Source organism: Pseudanabaena yagii GIHE-NHR1, assembly GCF_012863495.1.
In the GTDB taxonomy this organism is placed as follows: domain Bacteria; phylum Cyanobacteriota; class Cyanobacteriia; order Pseudanabaenales; family Pseudanabaenaceae; genus Pseudanabaena; species Pseudanabaena yagii.
This window is the reverse complement of record NZ_JAAVJL010000001.1, coordinates 3,063,280-3,082,859: the sequence shown is the minus strand read 5'-3', so window position 1 is coordinate 3,082,859 and position 19,580 is coordinate 3,063,280. Positions and strand designations below refer to the sequence as shown.

The window sequence follows — 19,580 nt, the reverse complement described above, 5'->3', positions numbered from 1 at the left end:
TATGTATTAAGATCATTTCATTAGATGTCGAGCTAACAATCCCTAAGCTTCACCAAATTTCTTTCTAGCACGAGCAGTTATGCAATCTTTCCCAGTGCTTGGTAACACGATCCGTCCGCTTCAACATCGAGATCTAGAGTTTATCCAGCGATTTGCTTCGCCCCAAGATCTCGAACAGATTGCTGTCAGCGATCTTAGTGGATGTCGCAGTCGTCAGAAAATTAATTTGCATCAGCTCGCTAGCTGGTTGCCTGCACCTGTACAAGTCCTCCTTAAGCCCTATGTAAGAGCCTATGTCTCAGAATGCAATGGGGTTATTCAAGGCTTTATTCGGGTTTCACCTTTTAATAACAACAGCAGTACTTGGAAGATCGATCGCGTGGTGGTTTTACCTGAAGCCCATAACGGTCAGACCAATGTCGGTACACAACTAATCCGCTATTGCCTAGAGTCTTGCTTAGAGGCGAGGACATGGGTCTTGCAGGTTGATATCAACCAAAAAGACATGATTGCCCTCTATCGTCAAAATGGATTTCAACCGCTCGCTCAATTTACAGATTGGGAGATCAGTGCTGAGAGCCTAAAGGAGCTAGCACAGCATTCTCCTGATTTGCCCAATTTGATGCCCGTTAGTAATGCTGATGCGAGTTTACTCTATCAACTAGATACGGCGGCGATGCCACCACAGATTCGTCAGGTTTACGATCTCAATGTTGATGATTTCCGAGCTAAGGTGATCGACAAACTGATTAATCATGGTTCCTTGCTGATTAACCAGTTGCAAGATGTCTCTGGCTATGTCTATGAGCCTCAACGTAAAGCAGCGATCGGTTACTTTTACTTACTATTACAACGTCCTGCCGCAAATCAATCCAGCGAAAAGCTTGTCCACCATTGCCAGCTTACGGTACATCCTGCCTATACATGGCTTTATCCTGAACTAACTTCGCAAATTGCCCAAATAGTTACCAAGCAATCTCCTGAAGGATCAAGCTTGCAACTGTCCTCGGCAGACTATCAGCCTGAGCGCGAAGATTATTTAGAAAGAATTCAGGCTCAACGTCAAGGTCATTCTTTACTAATGGCGCGATCGGTATGGCATAAAATCCGTGAGACTAAGCCTGTGCTCGATGGCTTACAACTATCGCGAATGTTGTCAGGTTTACAGCCAAACCAAAAGCCAATTCCCGGACGCATTGAGACATTGCCTCAACAGCATCAGCATACTGATGAGCCTCTCTAGTATTCAGATAGGTAAAGCCACTGTCTGAATATATGGCGCTTTTCTAGGAGGCGAGGTGCAGTGGTTTGTTTCCCTGTTGAAAGCAAGGAAACAAACCACTACTTCACTAGACTAGGAAACGCTACCTATATTTAATTAGGATATTTTCAGTGTCTACGATGCTGAAAATAATAATTTGGTTCAATTTATACAAAATGATGATCCATAAGATCGCTAGGATTAGATACTCGAAACTTAGGCATTGGATGCACCTTAAAGACGCTTGACTATGAAAATTCTCAAAATCCAAACATTACGGGGTCCAAACTATTGGAGTATTCAACGGCATCAGCTTGTAGTTGCACGCCTAGATTTAGAGGGTTTTCAAGTACAACGGGCTAGTTTTTATCAAAACCTAACTAAGGTTTTGCCAAGTCTAGCGGGGAAAGATATTGCTCAACATCAAAATCTAAGTGATGCTGACTTTTTAGCAGAAGTCGTGAAAGACATTGCGATCGCTTTGCAGGGCTATGTCGGCATGAAGGTCGAGTTTGGTGCAATCCGAGCAACGGTTGAGCCAAATGTTTATCAAGTGGTCTTTGAATATCAAACCGAACAAGCGGGACGTTATGCAGCGCGGGCAGCAGTCAGGATTTGCACGAGTATTCTGGAAACGGGAACCTATGCCACCAGTGAGCTACAAGAGGATCTCAAGGATTTAAGGGATATTCGTCTTGACGGTCAATTAGGTCCAAGTACCGAGTCGATAGTTGCTGAGGCGAAGGCAAGAAATATCCCTTGGTTAGAGCTAGGTAGCCGAGCCATGATTCAATTGGGCTATGGTGTGCATCAAAGCCGTATTCAAGCAACCTTGTCTAATAAAACAGGAATTTTAGCGGTTGAACTAGCCTGCGATAAAGAGGGAACTAAACAAATTTTGCGGGATTCGGGCGTGCCTGTGCCGAGGGGAACGACAATCCGATCGCCTAAATATTTAGAAGATGCGATCGCCGAAGTTGGCGGTTTTCCGATCGTGATTAAACCGCTCAATGGTAATCATGGACGCGGAATCACTATTGATGTACGAACGATTAAAGAAGCGATCGATGCTTTTGACATGGCGCAGGAAGTCTCAGAGGAAGTAATTATTGAGCGCTTCCATACAGGTCGGGATCATCGCGTCTTGGTAATTAATGGCAAATTTGTAGCTGTGGCTGAGCGTGTGCCAGCAAATGTTACTGGTGATGGCGTATCCACGATTTCGCAATTAATTGAAATTACCAATCAAGATCCTCGTCGTGGAGATGGTCATGATAATGTGCTTACCCGTATTGAAATTGATCGCACGAGTTTAGATATTCTTGCCAGACAAGGCTTTACCCTCGAATCCGTACCTCCTAAAGGACAGGTTTGTTATCTCAAGGCAACTGCCAACCTCAGTACAGGAGGCGTATCTGTAGATCGCACCGATGAGATTCACCCAGAAAATGTTTGGTTGGCGGAACGAGTTGCTCGCATTATCGGACTCGATATCGCAGGGATTGATGTCGTTACTGAAGATATTTCCTTACCAGTACGCGAAACAGATGGCGCGATCGTCGAGGTCAATGCTGCCCCCGGATTTAGGATGCATACAGCGCCGAGCATCGGTACACCGCGTAATGTTGCTGCGCCTGTAATTGAGATGTTATTCCCCCCGAGTTCGCCGACGAGAGTTCCCATTGTGGCAATTACGGGTACAAATGGTAAAACTACGACCACACGCTTGATTGCTCATATTTTCAAACAAACAGGTAAGCGGATTGGCTATACCACTACCGACGGTATTTACATTGGCGAATGCTTAGTCGAAAAAGGCGATACGACTGGTCCCTATAGCGCTCAAGTGATTCTGCGCGATCCTACCGTCGAAGTCGCTGTACTCGAAACTGCGAGGGGGGGCATTTTGCGATCGGGCTTAGGCTTTGATGGTTGTGATGTCGGGGTAGTGATGAATGTGGAAGCGGATCACCTTGGTATTGGTGACATTGATACCATTGACGATCTCGCAAGGTTGAAGAGTGTCGTTGTCAGAACTGCTTTACCCAGTGGCTATGCGGTGCTCAATGCCGATGATCCATTAGTTGTGGCGATGGCAAAAGAAGTACAAGCCAAGGTTGCTTACTTCAGCATGAATACTGACAATCCTTTGATTACCTCCCACATTGCCCAAGGTGGACTTGCAGCCATTTATGAAGAAGGATATCTCACCATTCTCAAGGGTGACTGGAAACTACGGATCGAAGAAGCGGTAAATGTACCTTTAACCCTCGGTGGTCGTGCTGCATTTAATATTCAAAATTCTCTCGCCGCGAGCTTAGCCGCCTTTACACAAGATGTCCAGATCGAACAAATTCGTCAGGGCTTAGCCACCTTTGTTGCCTCCAGCGCCCAAACCCCCGGACGGATGAACTTGTTTGACTTGGGTAAATATCACGCCTTAGTTGACTATGCTCACAACCCTGCGGGATTTAAAGCGATCGCCGATTTTATCCAAAAGTGGGAAGGTGAAGCGATCGGTGTCATTGGTGCACCAGGCGATCGCCGTGATGAGGACATCATTGAACTGGGGCAACTAGCGGCAGGTATGTTTAGTCGCATTTTTATTAAAGAAGACAAAGACTTACGGGGACGTAAGCCTCGTGTGGTAGCGGATCTCCTGCGTCAAGGTGTGGAGGAAGTAAATAGCAATATTCCCTGTATTACAATTCTTGATGAAGCGGAAGCCCTCACAGCAGCTTTGGATAGCGCCCCTCAGAGCAGTCTCGTTGTTGTATTCCCCGATAAAGTGGATGCAGCTATTGCTATCATTGAAGCGCGAAAGTCTAAATTGCAATAATAACTGCGATAAAATCCGCCTATGCCGCGTGTAATTTGCCTTGGCGAAGTCTTAATCGATCAAATTGCTGAAGATGCGGGTGTTCCCTATGACCAAGTGAATACTTGGAAACCCTATTTAGGTGGAGCACCTGCTAATGTTGCCTGTGGCTTAGCCAAGCTGGGAACACCAGTTAGTTTAATTAGTGCTGTGGGACAAGATGCCACAGGAGCCGACTTACTTAAGCAATTGGGGGTCGCAGGTGTAGAAACTTCGGGGGTACAGGTGCATCCTGAAGCTGTCACCCGTGAAGTATATGTCACCCGTGATGCTAAGGGCGATCGCCATTTCAATCGTTTTAATGGTGATGCTCAGACCGTATTTGCTGATACTTTACTATCGGCAGAGCATTTGCCAGCGCATTTATTTGTCGATGCCAAGTTCCTTGTATTAGGTACTCTGGGGCTAGCTAATCCTCAAACTTCAAGGGCAATCGGTCGAGCACTCAAGCTTGCCGAAGAGAATTTTGTAAAGGTCATCGTTGATGTGAACTGGCGAGCCATGTTTTGGAAGCATCCTGAACAGGTGGCTAAGTTGTTACCAGTATTGCTGCGATACACTGATTTCCTGAAACTAACTGAAGATGAAGCCAAGCTGCTCTTTCGGTTAACTAGTCCTGCGGCGATCGCTCAAGCCTATAGCCATCTTGAAGGCATTATCATTACCAATGGCGATAAGGACTGTCGCTATTATTTAGGCGAAAAACAGAGCAAACATCCTGCTTTTCCTGTCTATTCGATTGATACAACAGGTGCGGGGGATGCATTTTTAGCTGCCTTCATTCATAAGATCTATCATCGACCACTGACCCACCTGCAAGATCCGCAATTTGCCGATGAGGTAATTGCCTATGCCAGTGCCGCAGGTGCATTATCCACTCTGGATATGGGAGCGATCGCAGGACAACCAAACGATCGCCAAATTCGTGAATTTTTAGCTATGCGCGAAGCAAAACACTAAGTTTTATAGGTGGCGCTTCGCACCACCTATAAACAAGAACAGAAACTACTATGCACGCTCTCTCTTTGCCAACTTGGATAATTCATGTCTCTAGCGTGATCGAATGGGTTTTAGCGATTTGGCTCATTTGGCAATATGACAAGCAAAATCCCGATCGCGGATGGCGCGGTTTAGCATGGGCGATGTTTCCCGCTTTGGTGAGTGCCATGTGTGCTGTGACTTGGCATTTTTTTGATAATGCTGACTCTTTAGAATGGTTAGTAACCGTTCAAGCTGCCATGACCTTAGTGGGTAATTGCACTTTAGCGATCGCTACCTATTTCATTTGGAAAATTTCGCGATCGGTCGAAACTTGATAAATCTATGTCAAAAGAAACCCTATTCGGATTATCTCTATTTCCCTATCTTGCCTTTCTCTGGTTTGCGACCAAATCCAAGCAATTTCCTAAATTAGGACTCTGGGGTTTTTATGGCACATTAGTGTTTGTGGCAATTACCATCCCTGCAGGGATTTATGCTCAAACTAAATATCACGATGTCTTAGCGAATGTCGATTGGCTACATGGTAGTGCCGAATCTTTTTTGACAATGACCAATATTTTGTTGGTCTTGGGATTTAAAAATGCCCTCAAAGCCAAGAAATAACTCTATTTAAAACCCAAGAAACGAGTTGCGGCGCTCCGCGCCGCAACTCGTTTCTTGGGTTTTGATTTGTTCTAGCTATCTCTTTCGTTGCTATATGTGGCGCACCTCCTTTTTTGGGGTTGTGATGGCTATAATGAGCAATTATGCGGATCATGTTGCTAACCGCCGAGACGAGGAATTTATGAACAAATATTATCAATACATTTCTCAAGTTTCTATGGTCGCAATTTTGGCGATCGCTGGTGCTGCAAGTCCAGTATGGGCACAACAACAAGATTCGCTCCAGCCCCATAAAGGCGATGCGGAGCGGTTACGACCTGCCCAAGGTCAACCGATTGTGCCGACTAATACCGACCAATTTTCCCTAGAACGCGATTTACCAAATTCCAATCTCAAGATTCAGAATATCAATCTTGAGGTTGAGGCTATTCAGCCAGTCATCCCCGGTAATTACAATGCGTCGCCTCAAAAAGTTAATCGCTCTGGCACTTTCAGTAGCGATCCTCTCAATGCTGTGCAGATTTTCCAAGAGTCAGGCACATCGCGTCGCGAAAAATAATTAGCAACAGGGCAAAGCCCTGTTGCTAATTATTTTGATGTCGCCTGCATAGCGGACGACATCAAAATCTAGTAATGCTAAGGGACTTGCTATTAATTAAAGTACCTCTGGCTTCGACTCCGCTCAGCCAACGTTAGCTGAGCGAAGTCGAAGCTAGATAACTTTGGTGGGACATTTTTATTCGTAAGAGCCTAAGCTACTTATTTTTCAATCAGTAAATGACCTGTGGCTAAACCGCAAGCTCTCTTAATTGGTAAAGCGGCGGCTAGCTCAAAAGCGGCTTGTCGAGCGATCGCACCATCAATAGTTGTCGTCACCACTACATCTAAGCCCGCTTGCAAAGCCATGAATGCCGCATGATGGGCAGTTAGGATACCCCCTAATGCCATTGGTTTGAGAATAATAATATCGGCGGCTTGAGATGTAATCACCTGCTGTAATTGGGTGAGATTATTGACAGACTCATCGGCGGCGACAGGAATTGATTGAGATCGCCTTACTGCTGCCATACCTGTTAAATCTAAAGCCGCAACAGGCTGCTCGACATATTCGATTTGCAGAAATGCTAATTTTGTTAAATTCGCGATCGCCTCAGCCACAGACCATGCCTGATTAGCATCGATGCGAATTTGAATATCATGACCAACTTGCGATCGCACTGCTTCGACTCTTCGCAAATCTGAGCTAAAATCCTGAGTACCAACTTTAATTTTGAGGCAACGATAGCCTTGAGTAATATATTCTTGAGCTTTGGCGGCAGCGAGTTCTGGCGCGATCGCCCCAATCACCGCATTCATGGAGACTTGATCGCGGACTATTCCATTCACAGAATTTGCTAATAATTGCGCCAATGATAGGTTTTGAGATTGGGCCAATAAATTGATTAAGGCTAACTCAAGTCCATGTTTTGCCGCAGGTGTGCGATCGCATTCTCTCAGTAATTCCTCAATATCACACAGATTCTCGATTTCGGCATTAATTAATGATTTTGAGAACTGTCTTAAAATCGCTTCGGACTCCACAAGTGATTCCATACCAAAGCCATCTAATGGCGCAGTTTCTCCTAAGCCAATGCGATTTTGGCGATCGCGAATTTCAATCACAAATCCTTCCCGATGGGAAAGTATGCCTAAAGCAGTCCGAAAAGGTTCATAGAAGGCTAGGCGATAGGGCTTAAAGAGAATGGATTGAATAGTGAAAGACACAGGATAAAATTGGTGTTTTAGGGATAGGATAGGCGGCGCTTCGATCTGCCCATCCTACAGCAGTTTTCGATCAAAAGAACCACAAGAAATTTTTTAAAAGCGTTGCTTTGCAACGCTTTTAAAAAATTTCTTGGTTTGGGTTTGAGCGCAAAGTGCTGTAATTCTATGCAGAAATTGTTAGATGAAAATTATGTCAGTAGTTTCTGGATAGCTAGAGATAATTCTTTTAATTTCACAGGTTTTGAGAGATATTCATCGGCTCCTGCCTCCAAACAACGTTCACGATCGCCACTCATGGCTAATGCAGTAAGCGCCACAATTGGCACTTTCTCCAAACTTGGATCAAGACGAATTTGTCTGATCGCTTCTAATCCATCGAGTCTGGGCATTTGAATATCCATCAAGATCAGATTTGGTCTCTGCGATTTTGCTAAAGCGATCGCTTCTTCCCCATTTTTTGCGACGACAAGACGATATTCCTTTGCATGAAGGTAAGCAGAAATGGAAATGATATTCGCTTCATTATCTTCTGCTAATAAAACTAGCGGTGATGTCAATTTATCTGATTGTATCGATGGCATCAACTGCTCACTGGGAGAAAGCTTTTTCGCTACATCTGGAAGAGGCACTTCTATCTCTTCATAGGGTAAATCAATCGTAAAGCAACTGCCTACACCAAGCTGACTGCTAATCGTTACAACACCACCATGTAGTTCCACTAGCCGTTTCACCAAGGTCAGTCCTAAACCTGTACCCTCATATTGACGATTAAGATCGCTATCGACTTGGACAAAGGGCTGGAAGAGGCGATCAATATCTTCGGGAGCTATGCCTACACCAGTATCAATAATACCGAAACGTAAATAAGTTTTTGATGATGGCAATTCTTGCTTAACTAATGGGAATGTCACTTCTAAGGTAATAGTTCCACCCTCAGGCGTGAATTTGACCGCATTGGTAAGCAGATTGATTAAAGCTTGGCAGATCCGCCGTTCATCGACTCTTAAGTTAGGTAAATTAATTGGTAACTTAATGAGTATTTGAATTCCTTTCTTTTGAGCCTGTTGCTTAATAAAAGTTAGACTAGCTTGGCAAAGTTGGTCAACGCTGACAATACTATAATCAAGATTGATTTGTCCTGATTCAATTTTGGCAACATCGAGAATGTCATTAATTAGGGATAGTAAATGGTAAGCACTGCTTTCCACAATTTGACAGGCTTTAACTTGTTTCTCGTTGATTTCTCCAAAAACTTCGTCCTGTAATCCTTCAGTAATTCCTAAAATTGCATTGAGGGGAGTCCGCAGTTCATGACTCATATTTGCCAGAAATTGACTTTTGGCAATATTGGCTTTCTCCGCAGCTTCTTTAGCTTGCTTGAGGGAAATGACCTGCTCTGCAACTTCCTTTTCTAAATGTTTAGTAAGTTTGCTTAATTGTAAGTGGGTTTTAATGCGAGCTAAAACTTCTCGATCTTGAAAGGGTTTAGTAATGTAGTCTAAAGCGCCTAGATCAAAGCCCTTCATTTTACTGTCTAAATCCGTTAAGGCAGTCATAAAAATGACAGGGATTTGAGCAGTTTCAGGAGATGATTTGAGCTTTTGACAGACACTAAAGCCATCCATCTCAGGCATTTGAATATCCAGCAAAATGAGATCAGGTAATATCCGCGATATTTGGAGTAAGGCACGTTCCCCGCTCGTCGCGATCGACACATCATAGCCTTCATGACTCAAAGTTTCTGATAGAACATCTAGATTGGCTGGGACATCATCAACAATGAGGATTAGGCTGGGAGATTTTGGTGGTTGGGCAGTCATATGTTTACTTTTTATTTTTTATAATTTCGCTTTAATGCTGCTCAAGTTGCAGATATTGCAACATTAGAGACTCAATCTCTTCAATTTGGAACTGTTTTGCCATTTGCGTGATCTTCTTTGTGAAAGGAAGATAGCGATTGCTCTGCTGACCAATCTGTTCTGCAATCTGGACTAATTTGAGTAATAGACCATTTTGGGCTAATTCTAAGAGTTGCCGCAAATACTCTGAAGGCGGAATAACCATGTCAACAACCTGATAATCTTGACTAGTATCTTCTATTGGTGAGGAGAATGGCTGGACTTGAGTATATTGCCACTTCAACTGGAGATGGTTGGCAATGAGGCTAAATAACTCCTCAACATTAACAGGCTTGGGCAAGAAATCATTGCCACCCATTTGTAGGCTTTTCTGACGATCAATATCCGATACGGATGCCGAGGACACGATCACAGGCACTGATTTAATGGGTTCTTCACTTCGTACTAGTTTTAAAAATTCAAAGCCATTCATCACAGGCATCACGATATCTGTGATGACTAAATCTACAGGCTGTTGTTGTAACTTTGCTAATGCTTGTTCCCCATGTTCTGCCTCGATTAATTGAAAGCCAACTGCTTCCAATAAACTGACCAGCACTGAGCGATTTTCCCAACGATCATCAACGACTAAAATTCGTCTTGGTGCGCCTTCATAGCCCGTTATTTGCTGCTCGCGATCGCTCAACAGATATTTCACCCAGTCATGAGAGGTGTCACAGTTAATCTCAAAGCTGAAGGTACTACCTACACCGAGTTCGCTCTTGACTTGAATACTACTGCCCATGATTTGGACAATTCTTTGACTAATTGCTAAGCCTAAGCCTGTACCTTCGCTATAGCGTTTTTTGTCGCCAACCTGTTCAAAGGCATGGAAGATGCTCTCTAGATTTGCCGCATCAATACCCACACCTGTATCAGCAACTTGAAACAGAATGCGAGTTTGAGACTGTGATTCTACAGCTTCAGGAGTAACATTGTGAACGCTAAAGTTCACATGACCTTGATCGGTAAACTTAATGGCATTATTGATCAGATTCAGCAAGACTTGGCGCAGACGCTTTTCATCAAAAACAATTGCCGATGGGAGATGAGAATCTACTTGGTAAATAAACTGAATATTTTTTTTGTCTGCCCTGACTCGACAAATTTCTGCTATACCCTGCAAAAATGAGGTTAAATGAACGGGTTGAAGATCTAAGTCCAGTTTCCTTGCTTCAATTTTGGATAGATCGAGAACATCATTAATGAGAGTGAGTAAATGGGTTCCGCATTGATGAATGATTTGGATACCATGCCGTTCTTTTTCGGATAAGGTTGTTGAGCGACTGAGAATCTGAGTATAGCCAAGAATGCCATTGAGGGGAGTGCGTAACTCATGGCTCATGTTGGCAAGAAACTCACTCTTGGCTTGATTAGCAGCATCAGCAATATCCTTGGCTTCACGAATCTTATCGGTATAGTCCTGTTGTGTTTGCAGTAGCTCCTGCACATAATGAATCATACGATTGATGGAAGAAGCTAAAATCCCAACTTCGTCTTCAGTTTCTATAGGAACTTGCAGATTGAAGTTAGATTCGTTCGTAACTTGTAAAGCAATCTTGTTAACTGTCTGAATTGGTTTAGCGATCGTTTGACTTACATATAAGGCGATAACAATAGCAATGATTATCGAGATTAATAGACTAGAGATAATAATTTGGGTGCGGATAGTTTCTGCATTAAGCAGACTAATATTTGCTGAGTTTTCTAGATCTTCAGCTTTTTCATAAAAGGCTCTTAAGCGATCGGGAAATTCAATAAATTTAACAAATTCTTTGCTTTGGACAAGATTGACCACCATTGTTTGCAATTTTTGACTGTCCACTGGTTCATTGTTAAAAATTGCATTACTCTCTTCTACAAAATCTTGAGCTTTTTGAGTAAAGGTGGTAACAGTGACTTCATAATCTTGCAAAATTGGCTGTAATCCCTCAAGAGAAGACGGTTTCCCAGATTGATTATGTTTGATTACAAGGGACTTGATTTTATTAACTCTTTCCACTAGTTTCAAGCTTTCTTCTCGAAAAGCCTGTGGATTTTTGATTAAAGGTGTCAGTTGTTTAGCAGGGCGATTATATAAAATATCAACTTGCAATGTACTCAGTAGTTTCCTTTCTCGAAAGGCATTTTGCAGTGTTTGCAAGGCTTGTTGTTGATAGTAGTTACCTGCTATTAATCCTCCACCAGTTCCCATGAGTGCTATGCCTAATGCTAGTACATAGCCATAAACTATTTTCTCTTTAATTTTCATATTCTCAATCTCTTTTTAGTTGACTAATTAACTATTCGGTAGTCCTAAAAAGTAAAGGATGTATATAGCTAAGGATAGACCGTACAAATCACCATCTATCCTTACTCTTTTAGAACTACCAACTATTCAAGTTGTCAAGATATTGCTGTCAAACCAGTCAAATATCCCCCCGCTACCCATCATTATAATTACTATTTATCTATTCATTTTTGTTTTTTTGATAACTATTATTACTATTCAGTTTGAAAGCAAGACGAAGACACACTTTCAAAACTATTTTTTTCTTTATTGTTGAGAAGAATCTACTAAAAATGTCACTAGTGGTGAACACATAACCGTGGTTACGATCGCCATAATCACCATGATCGTAAATAAAGTGGGTGTGATTAACCCCTGCTCTAAACCAATATTTAAAATAATTAATTCCATCATCCCCCGCGTATTCATCAAAGCCCCTACGGTCATCGAATTGCGCCAATTCTCGCCTGAATATTTAGCGGCAAGTGTACAGGCTAGCCCTTTGCCCAGTACCGCAATCAGGATAATTAGCAAGGCGATCGCCCATAAATGCGGTGCATTCAGTAGCCCCAGTTGCGTATTCAATCCTGAAAATACAAAGAAAATCGGTACGAGTAATGAGGTGGTCAGATATTCCAGATGCTTATGGACTGATTCGGCGAAATGACCACGTGGCATGACGATACCTAAAACAAATGCGCCAAAAATAGCATGAACACCCACAAAATCAGTGTAATAAGCACAAACCATCATGATGATAAACACAAAGGTTAAGGTTTGAATCGTCACCTCACCATCGCGTCTAGTCCAATAACTAAAGACTCGAAGAAGGCGTTGCCCGAAAAACCACATGAAGATCACGTAGGCTAATGTGCCACCGATCGCAATAAACGCCACATTAATAGAGCTTTTAATACTGGCAAGAACCAATGCTAGTAAACACCATGCGATCGCGTCATCAAGTGAACCTGCGGCTAACACCAGCGTACCGAGTTTAGTTTTGATCAACCCCCGTTCATGCAAAATTCTTGCCAACATCGGAAAGGCAGTAATCGACATGGAAGCGCCCATATACAAAGCGGCTGCCCAAGGCGTAATGTTGGGACTGAATAAGTCCTTGCCATGCAAACCAAAAGCGGCGATCGCTCCCAAGCTAAACGGTACGAGAATTCCTGCGATCGAGACAATGCCTGCACTTTTCGCCCGATTGCGTAATAGATCCATGTTTAGATCTAAGCCCACCAAAAACATATAAATCATTAGCCCAATTTGGCTGAGCGCATACAAAATCGACATCGAAGGGTTCGGTAAGAGATGTGTTGCATCGGCAATAATTGGGCTTTTGGGAAATAGCCATTGCTGGAGATCTGGTGCAATCATGCCAAATAATGAAGGTCCCAGCATAATCCCAGCCAACATTTCCCCTACGACCTCAGTTTGTCCTAAATAGCGTTTTCCAAAGTAAGACACTAATTTGCAAGCAGACAAAATCACGGTCAATTGCAACAATAGCTCAAGCAGTAGTTCTGAATTTGTCATAAATTCTGGTGCTTTAATAGGGCGATCGCAATAAAAAAAGTATCCTCTCGCAAGGATACTTGAAATATCAAGATATTACAAAAAAGAAAAAAAGGTGGTTTAGCACCTTTTTTAAGTTTATGGGGTTGATTCAAGAACGCGATCGATCAGACCATATTCCAGAGCTTCCTGTGAAGACATGTAGTAGTCACGGTTCATGTCCCGCTCAATTTTTTCGAGGGGCTTACCAGTGCGCTTAGCATATTCCTCATTCAACTTATGGCGGATGCGAATAATTTCCTTTGCCTCAATCTCAATATCAGAGGCTTGACCTCTTGTACCGCCTGAAGGCTGGTGGATCATGATCCGCGCATTGGGCAGAGCATAGCGCTTGCCCTTAGAGCCAGCCATCAGCAGGTAGGAACCCATCGAGGCAGCAAGACCAACGCAAATAGTGGTGACATCTGACTTGATATGCTGCATGGTGTCAAAGATCGCCAACCCTGCGGAAACCGATCCACCGGGGGAGTTGATATACATGTAGATATCTTTGTTTTGATCTTCAGAATCAAAGTAGAGCAGACGGGCAATGATCGAGTTTGCCATGCCATCTGTAACTTCTCCACTCAAAAAGATGATGCGCTCCATCGATAGACGCTCGTAGATGCTGATCCACTGCGTAAAGGAGTCACCGGGATAGCGATAGGGAACTCTAGGAACACCGATAGGCATAGTTTTAGAATTGGTAATTAAGTGATTGGCTTTGGCTTTTAGCTTTTAGCTTTTAGCTTTTAGCTTTTAGCTTTTAGCTTTTAGCTTTTAGCTTTTAGCTTTTAGCTTTTAGCTTTTAGCTTTTAGCTTTTAGCTTTTAGCTTTTAGCTTTTAGCTTTTAGCTTTTAGCTTTTAGCTTTTAGCTTTTGATAGCTATCTTGATGTTGGCTATGGAATTTGAAATTAACTGAGCTAACGGCTAATAGCTAACAGCTAACAGCTAATGGCTAACAGCTAAACAAGGGCAGGAACAGCTTTCGGTAAGTCCTTAGTACTTTCGAGAACGCGATCGATGATGCCATATTCCTTGGCTTGCTCAGGAGTCATGTAGAACATCCGATCCATATCTTTAGTCAGTACTTCGGGCGTTTTACCAGTAGTGCGCGATAGGATGCGTAACATCGCTTCGCGGTTAGTTAAGACTTCCTTTGCCTGAATTTGAAGGTCAGAGGCTTGTCCTCTAGTTTGGCGACGTGCTTGGTGCAGGACAATGCTGGCATTGGGTAAACTGGCGCGGAAACCTTTAGTGCCACTGGCGAGGATCATCGCTGCTGTTCCCATTGCTTGTCCGAGGCAAATGGTATGGACGGGAGGCTTGATATAGTTGAGTGTGTCACAGATGGCAAAGGCTTCGGTTTCAAAGCCGATCGCATCACCTGTGTACCAAGATGTCCCCGTGGAGTTGATATATAGGAAAATCGGTTTTTCAGGATCTTCGTATTGCAAATAGAGGAGTTGGGCGATGAGCAATTCTGTAACATCGACACCAAGCTGCTGTTTGTATTCGTCGGGTGATACAAGAGGCAACCCAAAGTAAATAATCCGCTCTTTTAGCAATAGCGAAGGTAAGTCAGGCGGCGGTGTGCGTCCGTATGACGAATCCCCGTAATAGGCGGCTTGTGCGGCTTGGGGAACAGAGCGAGAAGGTCGATCCATGTTTATTCGTGTTAATGACACTAACACTGTTAGCTTATCACAGCGATCCCACTGCAATTGCCGATCTGAGCCAAGATTGATGTAGGGTTAGCCGCCTAAGTCTCGATTTTGAGAGCGATCGCCTCTAGTGTCAGCAAGCCAATTTTCTCGTTTTAATATCATTGATGTGACATCTAGAGCTTTTATCTTTGCTGCATATTTAACTGCTAAGAGACTGCTAAGAGACTGCTAAGAGCGATCGCATTGTCGTCTCAGCTTGCGGTGTGGTCAACTATGGATATTTAGTAGAGAAGTCAAGGCGGGTAAGTTGGGATGCGTTTGAGAAGGTGTTGGCGAAAGTACCTCATGGGGAACCTGATGAGCACGATCGCTTGTAAGCGATCGCCAAAAATAATACCAATCTGTAGGGGCAATCCCCTCGTGGTTGCCCTGCTGTGCTAGCAGCAAGAAGTTCATACCCTGAGTTCCACGTAACTTCCTAAGAAAGTTGTCTCGCCCAGACTTCGCTAATAGTTTCTAAAACCCAAGGTATAACTTGGCAGGGAATAGACTTTTATCCTAGAGTTTACGCTTTCGTATTAGAAGTTACAAAACATCCTTCAATGCAGCGCTTACTCTCAGGACAAGCTATCAAAAGGGAAGTTCGTAAATGCAAAATCATTATTCCGTAATCATAGTTGGTGGCGGTCAGGCTGGGCTGTCTATGAGCTATTGCTTAAAGGAAAGAGGTATCGATCATATTATTTTTGAAAAAAATAGAATTGGACATTCATGGCGCGATCGCCGATGGGATTCTTTTTGTTTAGTTACGCCTAATTGGCAATGTCAACTTCCTGGTTATCACTACAATGGCAACGATCCTCATGGGTTTATGCAAAAGGATGACATTGTTAAATATATTGAGGAATATGCCGCGTCATTCTCGCCACCGATTAAGGAAAGCGTAGAGGTCTTAAAAGTAAGTAAGAATCACACCTTGAATGCATATGAAATCATTACTTCGATTGGTGATTTTACAGCCGATCAGGTCGTGGTTGCGGTGGGCGGCTATCACAATCCCAAAATACCTAAAATTGCAGAAAGATTCCCAGAAAATATCGCGCAGATCCATTCGTCTCAATACCAAAATCCAGAGTCACTACCTGATGGCGCAATCTTGGTGGTCGGGACAGGGCAATCGGGCTGTCAGATTGCCGAAGATTTGCACCTAGCAGGTAAGCAGGTGCATCTATGTGTTGGCAGTGCACCGCGATCGCCTCGGCGTTATCGTGGACAAGATGTGGTGGATTGGCTAGATCGCATGGGCTATTATGATTTGACGATCGATGAGCATCCTCAAAAAGATAAGGTCAGAGCGAAGGCAAACCATTATGTGACAGGGCGAGATGGTGGTCGGGAAATTAATTTACGTCAATTTGCGATCGAAGGGATGCAATTGCATGGGCGATTGAAGTCGGTTAATCACGAAAAATTAGAGTTTTTTGATGACTTAGCTCAAAATCTTGATGCTGCTGATGCGGTGGCGGAGAGCATCAAGAAAACTATTGATGAATTTATAGAGAAGAATCAGATTCAAGCACCTGTCGATCCGCCCTATCAACCTGTATGGCAACCTCAGGAATCAATCTTAGAGATCGATTGGGTCGTAGCGAATATTAGCACTGTGATCTGGTGTACGGGCTACCATAGTGATTTTAGTTGGATTGAGATTCCTGTGTTTGATGGCAAGGGTTATCCAGGACATAAGCGTGGTGTCACTGATGCGAGTGGCTTTTACTTCTTGGGACTTCCTTGGCTATACACTTGGGGTTCAGGAAGATTTTCGGGAGTGGCGAGGGATGCTAATTATTTAGCTGACCATATTATTTCTAGTAAAAAAGTCACTCAGTCTAGTGCTTGGAATGTTGTCAATGAGTTTTTATTAGGTTCGTAAGTGGAATGTTTTACATGCTAAGCGTGCGAAATATTTTTTGAAATTCGTAACATTGGTTACAGCTTTGCCTCTTCCGTATTCAGTGTTACAAAAGTTCATACAAAAGAGCGCTTAATCTAAACGTGATTGATTGCATTTGATCAAGCATTTCATCAATCAATATCCATCATCTTATTAAAGATAAAAATTATGCCTCAGGTTACGACCCCTGCTCATCAAAGTGGTGACTGCTTTGTTGATTACGAAGAGAAAGTATTTCCAGATGTCAAAGCGGATCCGGGAGAGAAAGCACTGGTGACTTTTCATACAGTTGCTTTTGAAGGTTCGATTGGGTTTGTAAACTTGCTGCAAGCAACCCGCCTACAGAGAAAAGGATTTGAGACTTCTATTCTGCTCTATGGACCTGGGGTAACTTTAGGAATTCAGCGCGGTTTTCCTAAATTAGGTGATAGCGCCTTCCCAGGACATCAGAATTTTGGCGATCAAATCACCAAATTTATATCTGAAGGTGGCAAGGTCTACGCTTGTCGGTTTGCGCTCCAAGCTCTCTATGGTCATGGAGAACCATCTCTCCTCCCTGGAATTCGTCCAATTAGCCCCCTTGATGTGTTGGATATTATCCTGATGCATCGCAAGGATGGTGCTTTTATTCTCGATACTTGGACTCTGTAGGTTACTATTTCCCATGGATTATTCGCGCACAGTTAGAGCCGCCGCCGTTCAAATTAGCCCTGTTCTGTTTAGTCGCGATGGTACAACTGAGAAGGTTCTCGATGCGATCGCTAAAGCCGCAAAAGAAGGCGCTCAACTGGTTGTTTTTCCAGAAACATTTATTCCTTACTATCCCTATTTCTCCTTTGTGCAGCCGCCCGTATTAATGGGTAAAGAACATATGCGTCTTTACGAAGAGGCGGTGACTGTACCCAGTCCTGTGACTGAGGCGGTCGGTGATGCTGCTAAAGCCTATGAGATCGCGGTGGTGCTAGGGATAAATGAACGTGATCGCGGTTCGCTGTACAATACGCAGCTAATTTTTGATGCCGATGGCACTTTGTTGTTAAAGCGGCGCAAAATTACGCCAACCTATCACGAACGTATGGTTTGGGGACAAGGTGATGGCGCGGGGCTAATTGTGGTGGATAGTGCTGTGGGAAAACTTGGAGCTTTGGCATGTTGGGAGCATTACAATCCTTTAGCAAGATATGCGCTGATGTCCCAACATGAGCAAATCCATTGCGCTCAGTTCCCTGGTTCGATGGTTGGACAGATTTTTACGGATCAGATTGAAGTGACAATTCGTCATCATGCTTTGGAGTCGGGTTGCTTTGTAGTAAATTCCACAGGTTGGCTGTCACCAGAACAGGTCGCGCAGATTACTACTGACGAAAAGTTACAAAAAGTACTCAGTGGTGGTTGTAACACTGCCATTATTGGACCAGAGGGCAATCATCTCTGTCCGCCAATTACGGAAGGGGAAGGTATGGCGATCGCTGATCTTGATTTTTCGCTGATCACGAAACGTAAGCGGATGATGGATTCAGTTGGTCACTATTCCCGCCCCGATCTTCTGCAATTGCATCTCAACTCCCAGCCTTGGTCGGCGATGGATAACCGATTTTCTAGCCAATTCCCCGATCAATTAACTAATGTAGCCGATGAATAAGCAACAATTAATTACAGACATTCAAACGCAGGGTTTGAGTTGGGTAGAGCCGAATATTGGGGTGGCGGGTCGTAAAGGTGGTGCAGGTCCTTCCGATCACAAGGCGATCGCCATTGATGGCACTACGGTAATGGTTCCCATTTATACTGACTCATCGTCGCGATCGCCCTATACGGCAGCGATCGATCCAGAGACCGATCAGCTAGTACTGCGAATGGATGGGCAGGAAATCATGCCGATCGCCTTTCCGCAGGAACCTAAATTTTACAGCCTGACAACTGCGGATGGAATTCCCTATCGCAAAATTGCTTTGTTACATAGCCGTGATGTGCTAGCCACAACGGTTTTACAAACCTGTATGCGTTACAACAACACTGAAACATCCTGTCAATTTTGCGCGATCGGTGCATCCCTAGAAGCAGGGCGGACGATCGCCAAAAAGACTCCATCACAACTTGCGGAAGTTGCCGAAGCTGCTGTACGTCTTGACGGGGTTAAACATCTGGTGATGACTACAGGTACACCAAATACTAGCGATCGCGGTGCAGCTTATTTAACTGAATGCGCTAAGGCAATTAAGGCAAAAGTGGATATTCCAATTCAGGCGCAATGCGAACCGCCCGATGATTTTATCTGGTTTGAGAGGATGAAGGCGGCTGGAATTGATACTTTAGGGATGCATTTGGAAGCAGCCGATCCAAAGGTGCGATCGTGGATTATGGCAGGTAAAGCATCAGTACCAATCGAATATTATTTTGAAGCGTTTGCGGCGGCGGTGAAAGTATTTGGTTGGGGACAGGTGAGTACCTATTTACTAGCTGGCTTGGGTGATAGTTTTGAGACGCTAGTGGAAATTAGCGATCGCCTGATTAAGTGTGGTGTTTATCCCTTTGTGGTTCCCTTTGTGCCGATCTCTGGAACACCTTTAGCCAATCATCCTGCTCCCAAGAGTGAGTTTATGTTTGCGCTCTATGAAAAGATTGGGCAAATGCTCAAGCAAGCAGGAATGTCTTCGGCAGATATGAAAGCGGGTTGCGGTAAGTGCGGCGCTTGCTCGGCGCTTTCTACTTTTGAAAAATTATAG

Annotated in this window: 17 protein-coding genes; 10 read left to right on the top strand and 7 right to left on the bottom strand. The window is 43.8% G+C overall.

What is annotated here, in order from left to right; genetic code table 11:
* The first annotated feature begins 79 nt into the window (after positions 1 to 79).
* The 6 genes from HC246_RS14095 (at position 80) to HC246_RS14070 (ending at position 6,303) form a co-directional block, all read left to right on the top strand.
* The gene (locus HC246_RS14095) at positions 80 to 1,243 is read left to right on the top strand and encodes a GNAT family N-acetyltransferase (RefSeq protein WP_169363928.1); all 1,164 of its coding nucleotides are present in this window, start codon (positions 80 to 82) and stop codon (positions 1,241 to 1,243) included.
* A gap of 268 nt (positions 1,244 to 1,511) precedes the next feature.
* Positions 1,512 to 4,100 (top strand): cyanophycin synthetase, encoded by a 2,589-nt coding sequence (cphA, locus tag HC246_RS14090; protein WP_169363927.1) that lies wholly within the window; start codon positions 1,512 to 1,514, stop codon positions 4,098 to 4,100.
* A gap of 21 nt (positions 4,101 to 4,121) precedes the next feature.
* Positions 4,122 to 5,099, top strand: a complete 978-nt coding sequence (locus HC246_RS14085) for a carbohydrate kinase family protein (RefSeq protein WP_169363926.1) — start codon at positions 4,122 to 4,124, stop codon at positions 5,097 to 5,099.
* 50 nt (positions 5,100 to 5,149) lie between these two features.
* Positions 5,150 to 5,455, top strand: coding sequence for a DUF2499 domain-containing protein (locus HC246_RS14080; protein WP_169363925.1), 306 nt, complete (start codon positions 5,150 to 5,152; stop codon positions 5,453 to 5,455).
* A gap of 7 nt (positions 5,456 to 5,462) precedes the next feature.
* Positions 5,463 to 5,744 carry a DUF3593 domain-containing protein gene (locus HC246_RS14075; RefSeq protein ID WP_169363924.1) on the top strand — a complete coding sequence of 94 codons (282 nt, stop codon included), beginning with the start codon at positions 5,463 to 5,465 and terminating at the stop codon, positions 5,742 to 5,744.
* Positions 5,745 to 5,925: 181 nt separating this feature from the next.
* Positions 5,926 to 6,303: a hypothetical protein gene (locus HC246_RS14070; RefSeq protein ID WP_169363923.1), complete on the top strand. Its 378-nt coding sequence runs from the start codon at positions 5,926 to 5,928 to the stop codon at positions 6,301 to 6,303.
* A 200-nt stretch (positions 6,304 to 6,503) separates the two neighbouring features.
* On the opposite strand, the gene menC is transcribed toward HC246_RS14070, so the two are convergent.
* From menC to HC246_RS14035, 7 genes are all read right to left on the bottom strand, one after another.
* Entirely contained in the window at positions 6,504 to 7,508 is a 1,005-nt protein-coding gene (gene menC, locus HC246_RS14065) for an o-succinylbenzoate synthase (RefSeq protein ID WP_169363922.1), read from the bottom strand.
* Positions 7,509 to 7,696: 188 nt separating this feature from the next.
* On the bottom strand, positions 7,697 to 9,328 hold the full coding sequence (locus tag HC246_RS14060) for a response regulator (protein ID WP_225902957.1): 1,632 nt from the start codon (positions 9,326 to 9,328) through the stop codon (positions 7,697 to 7,699).
* Positions 9,329 to 9,359: 31 nt separating this feature from the next.
* Positions 9,360 to 11,657 (bottom strand): response regulator, encoded by a 2,298-nt coding sequence (locus HC246_RS14055; protein WP_169363921.1) that lies wholly within the window; start codon positions 11,655 to 11,657, stop codon positions 9,360 to 9,362.
* A 285-nt stretch (positions 11,658 to 11,942) separates the two neighbouring features.
* Entirely contained in the window at positions 11,943 to 13,214 is a 1,272-nt protein-coding gene (locus HC246_RS14050; protein WP_169363920.1) for a cation:proton antiporter, read from the bottom strand.
* 117 nt (positions 13,215 to 13,331) lie between these two features.
* The gene (locus tag HC246_RS14045) at positions 13,332 to 13,925 is read right to left on the bottom strand and encodes an ATP-dependent Clp protease proteolytic subunit (protein WP_169363919.1); all 594 of its coding nucleotides are present in this window, start codon (positions 13,923 to 13,925) and stop codon (positions 13,332 to 13,334) included.
* A gap of 273 nt (positions 13,926 to 14,198) precedes the next feature.
* On the bottom strand, positions 14,199 to 14,900 hold the full coding sequence (locus HC246_RS14040) for an ATP-dependent Clp protease proteolytic subunit (RefSeq protein WP_126389628.1): 702 nt from the start codon (positions 14,898 to 14,900) through the stop codon (positions 14,199 to 14,201).
* A 267-nt stretch (positions 14,901 to 15,167) separates the two neighbouring features.
* Positions 15,168 to 15,356: a hypothetical protein gene (locus tag HC246_RS14035; protein WP_169363918.1), complete on the bottom strand. Its 189-nt coding sequence runs from the start codon at positions 15,354 to 15,356 to the stop codon at positions 15,168 to 15,170.
* A gap of 193 nt (positions 15,357 to 15,549) precedes the next feature.
* Between HC246_RS14035 and HC246_RS14030 the strand changes: the two genes are divergently transcribed.
* The 4 genes from HC246_RS14030 (at position 15,550) to HC246_RS14015 (ending at position 19,580) form a co-directional block, all read left to right on the top strand.
* Positions 15,550 to 16,833, top strand: coding sequence for an MSMEG_0569 family flavin-dependent oxidoreductase (locus HC246_RS14030; RefSeq protein ID WP_169363917.1), 1,284 nt, complete (start codon positions 15,550 to 15,552; stop codon positions 16,831 to 16,833).
* 189 nt (positions 16,834 to 17,022) lie between these two features.
* Positions 17,023 to 17,505 (top strand): MSMEG_0572/Sll0783 family nitrogen starvation response protein, encoded by a 483-nt coding sequence (locus tag HC246_RS14025; RefSeq protein WP_169363916.1) that lies wholly within the window; start codon positions 17,023 to 17,025, stop codon positions 17,503 to 17,505.
* Positions 17,506 to 17,518: 13 nt separating this feature from the next.
* A complete protein-coding gene (locus HC246_RS14020; RefSeq protein ID WP_169363915.1) occupies positions 17,519 to 18,496 on the top strand; it encodes a Nit6803 family nitrilase in 978 nt (325 codons plus the stop codon).
* Positions 18,489 to 19,580 (top strand): MSMEG_0568 family radical SAM protein, encoded by a 1,092-nt coding sequence (locus HC246_RS14015; RefSeq protein WP_169363914.1) that lies wholly within the window; start codon positions 18,489 to 18,491, stop codon positions 19,578 to 19,580. Before HC246_RS14020 ends, HC246_RS14015 begins: the two co-directional genes overlap by 8 nt.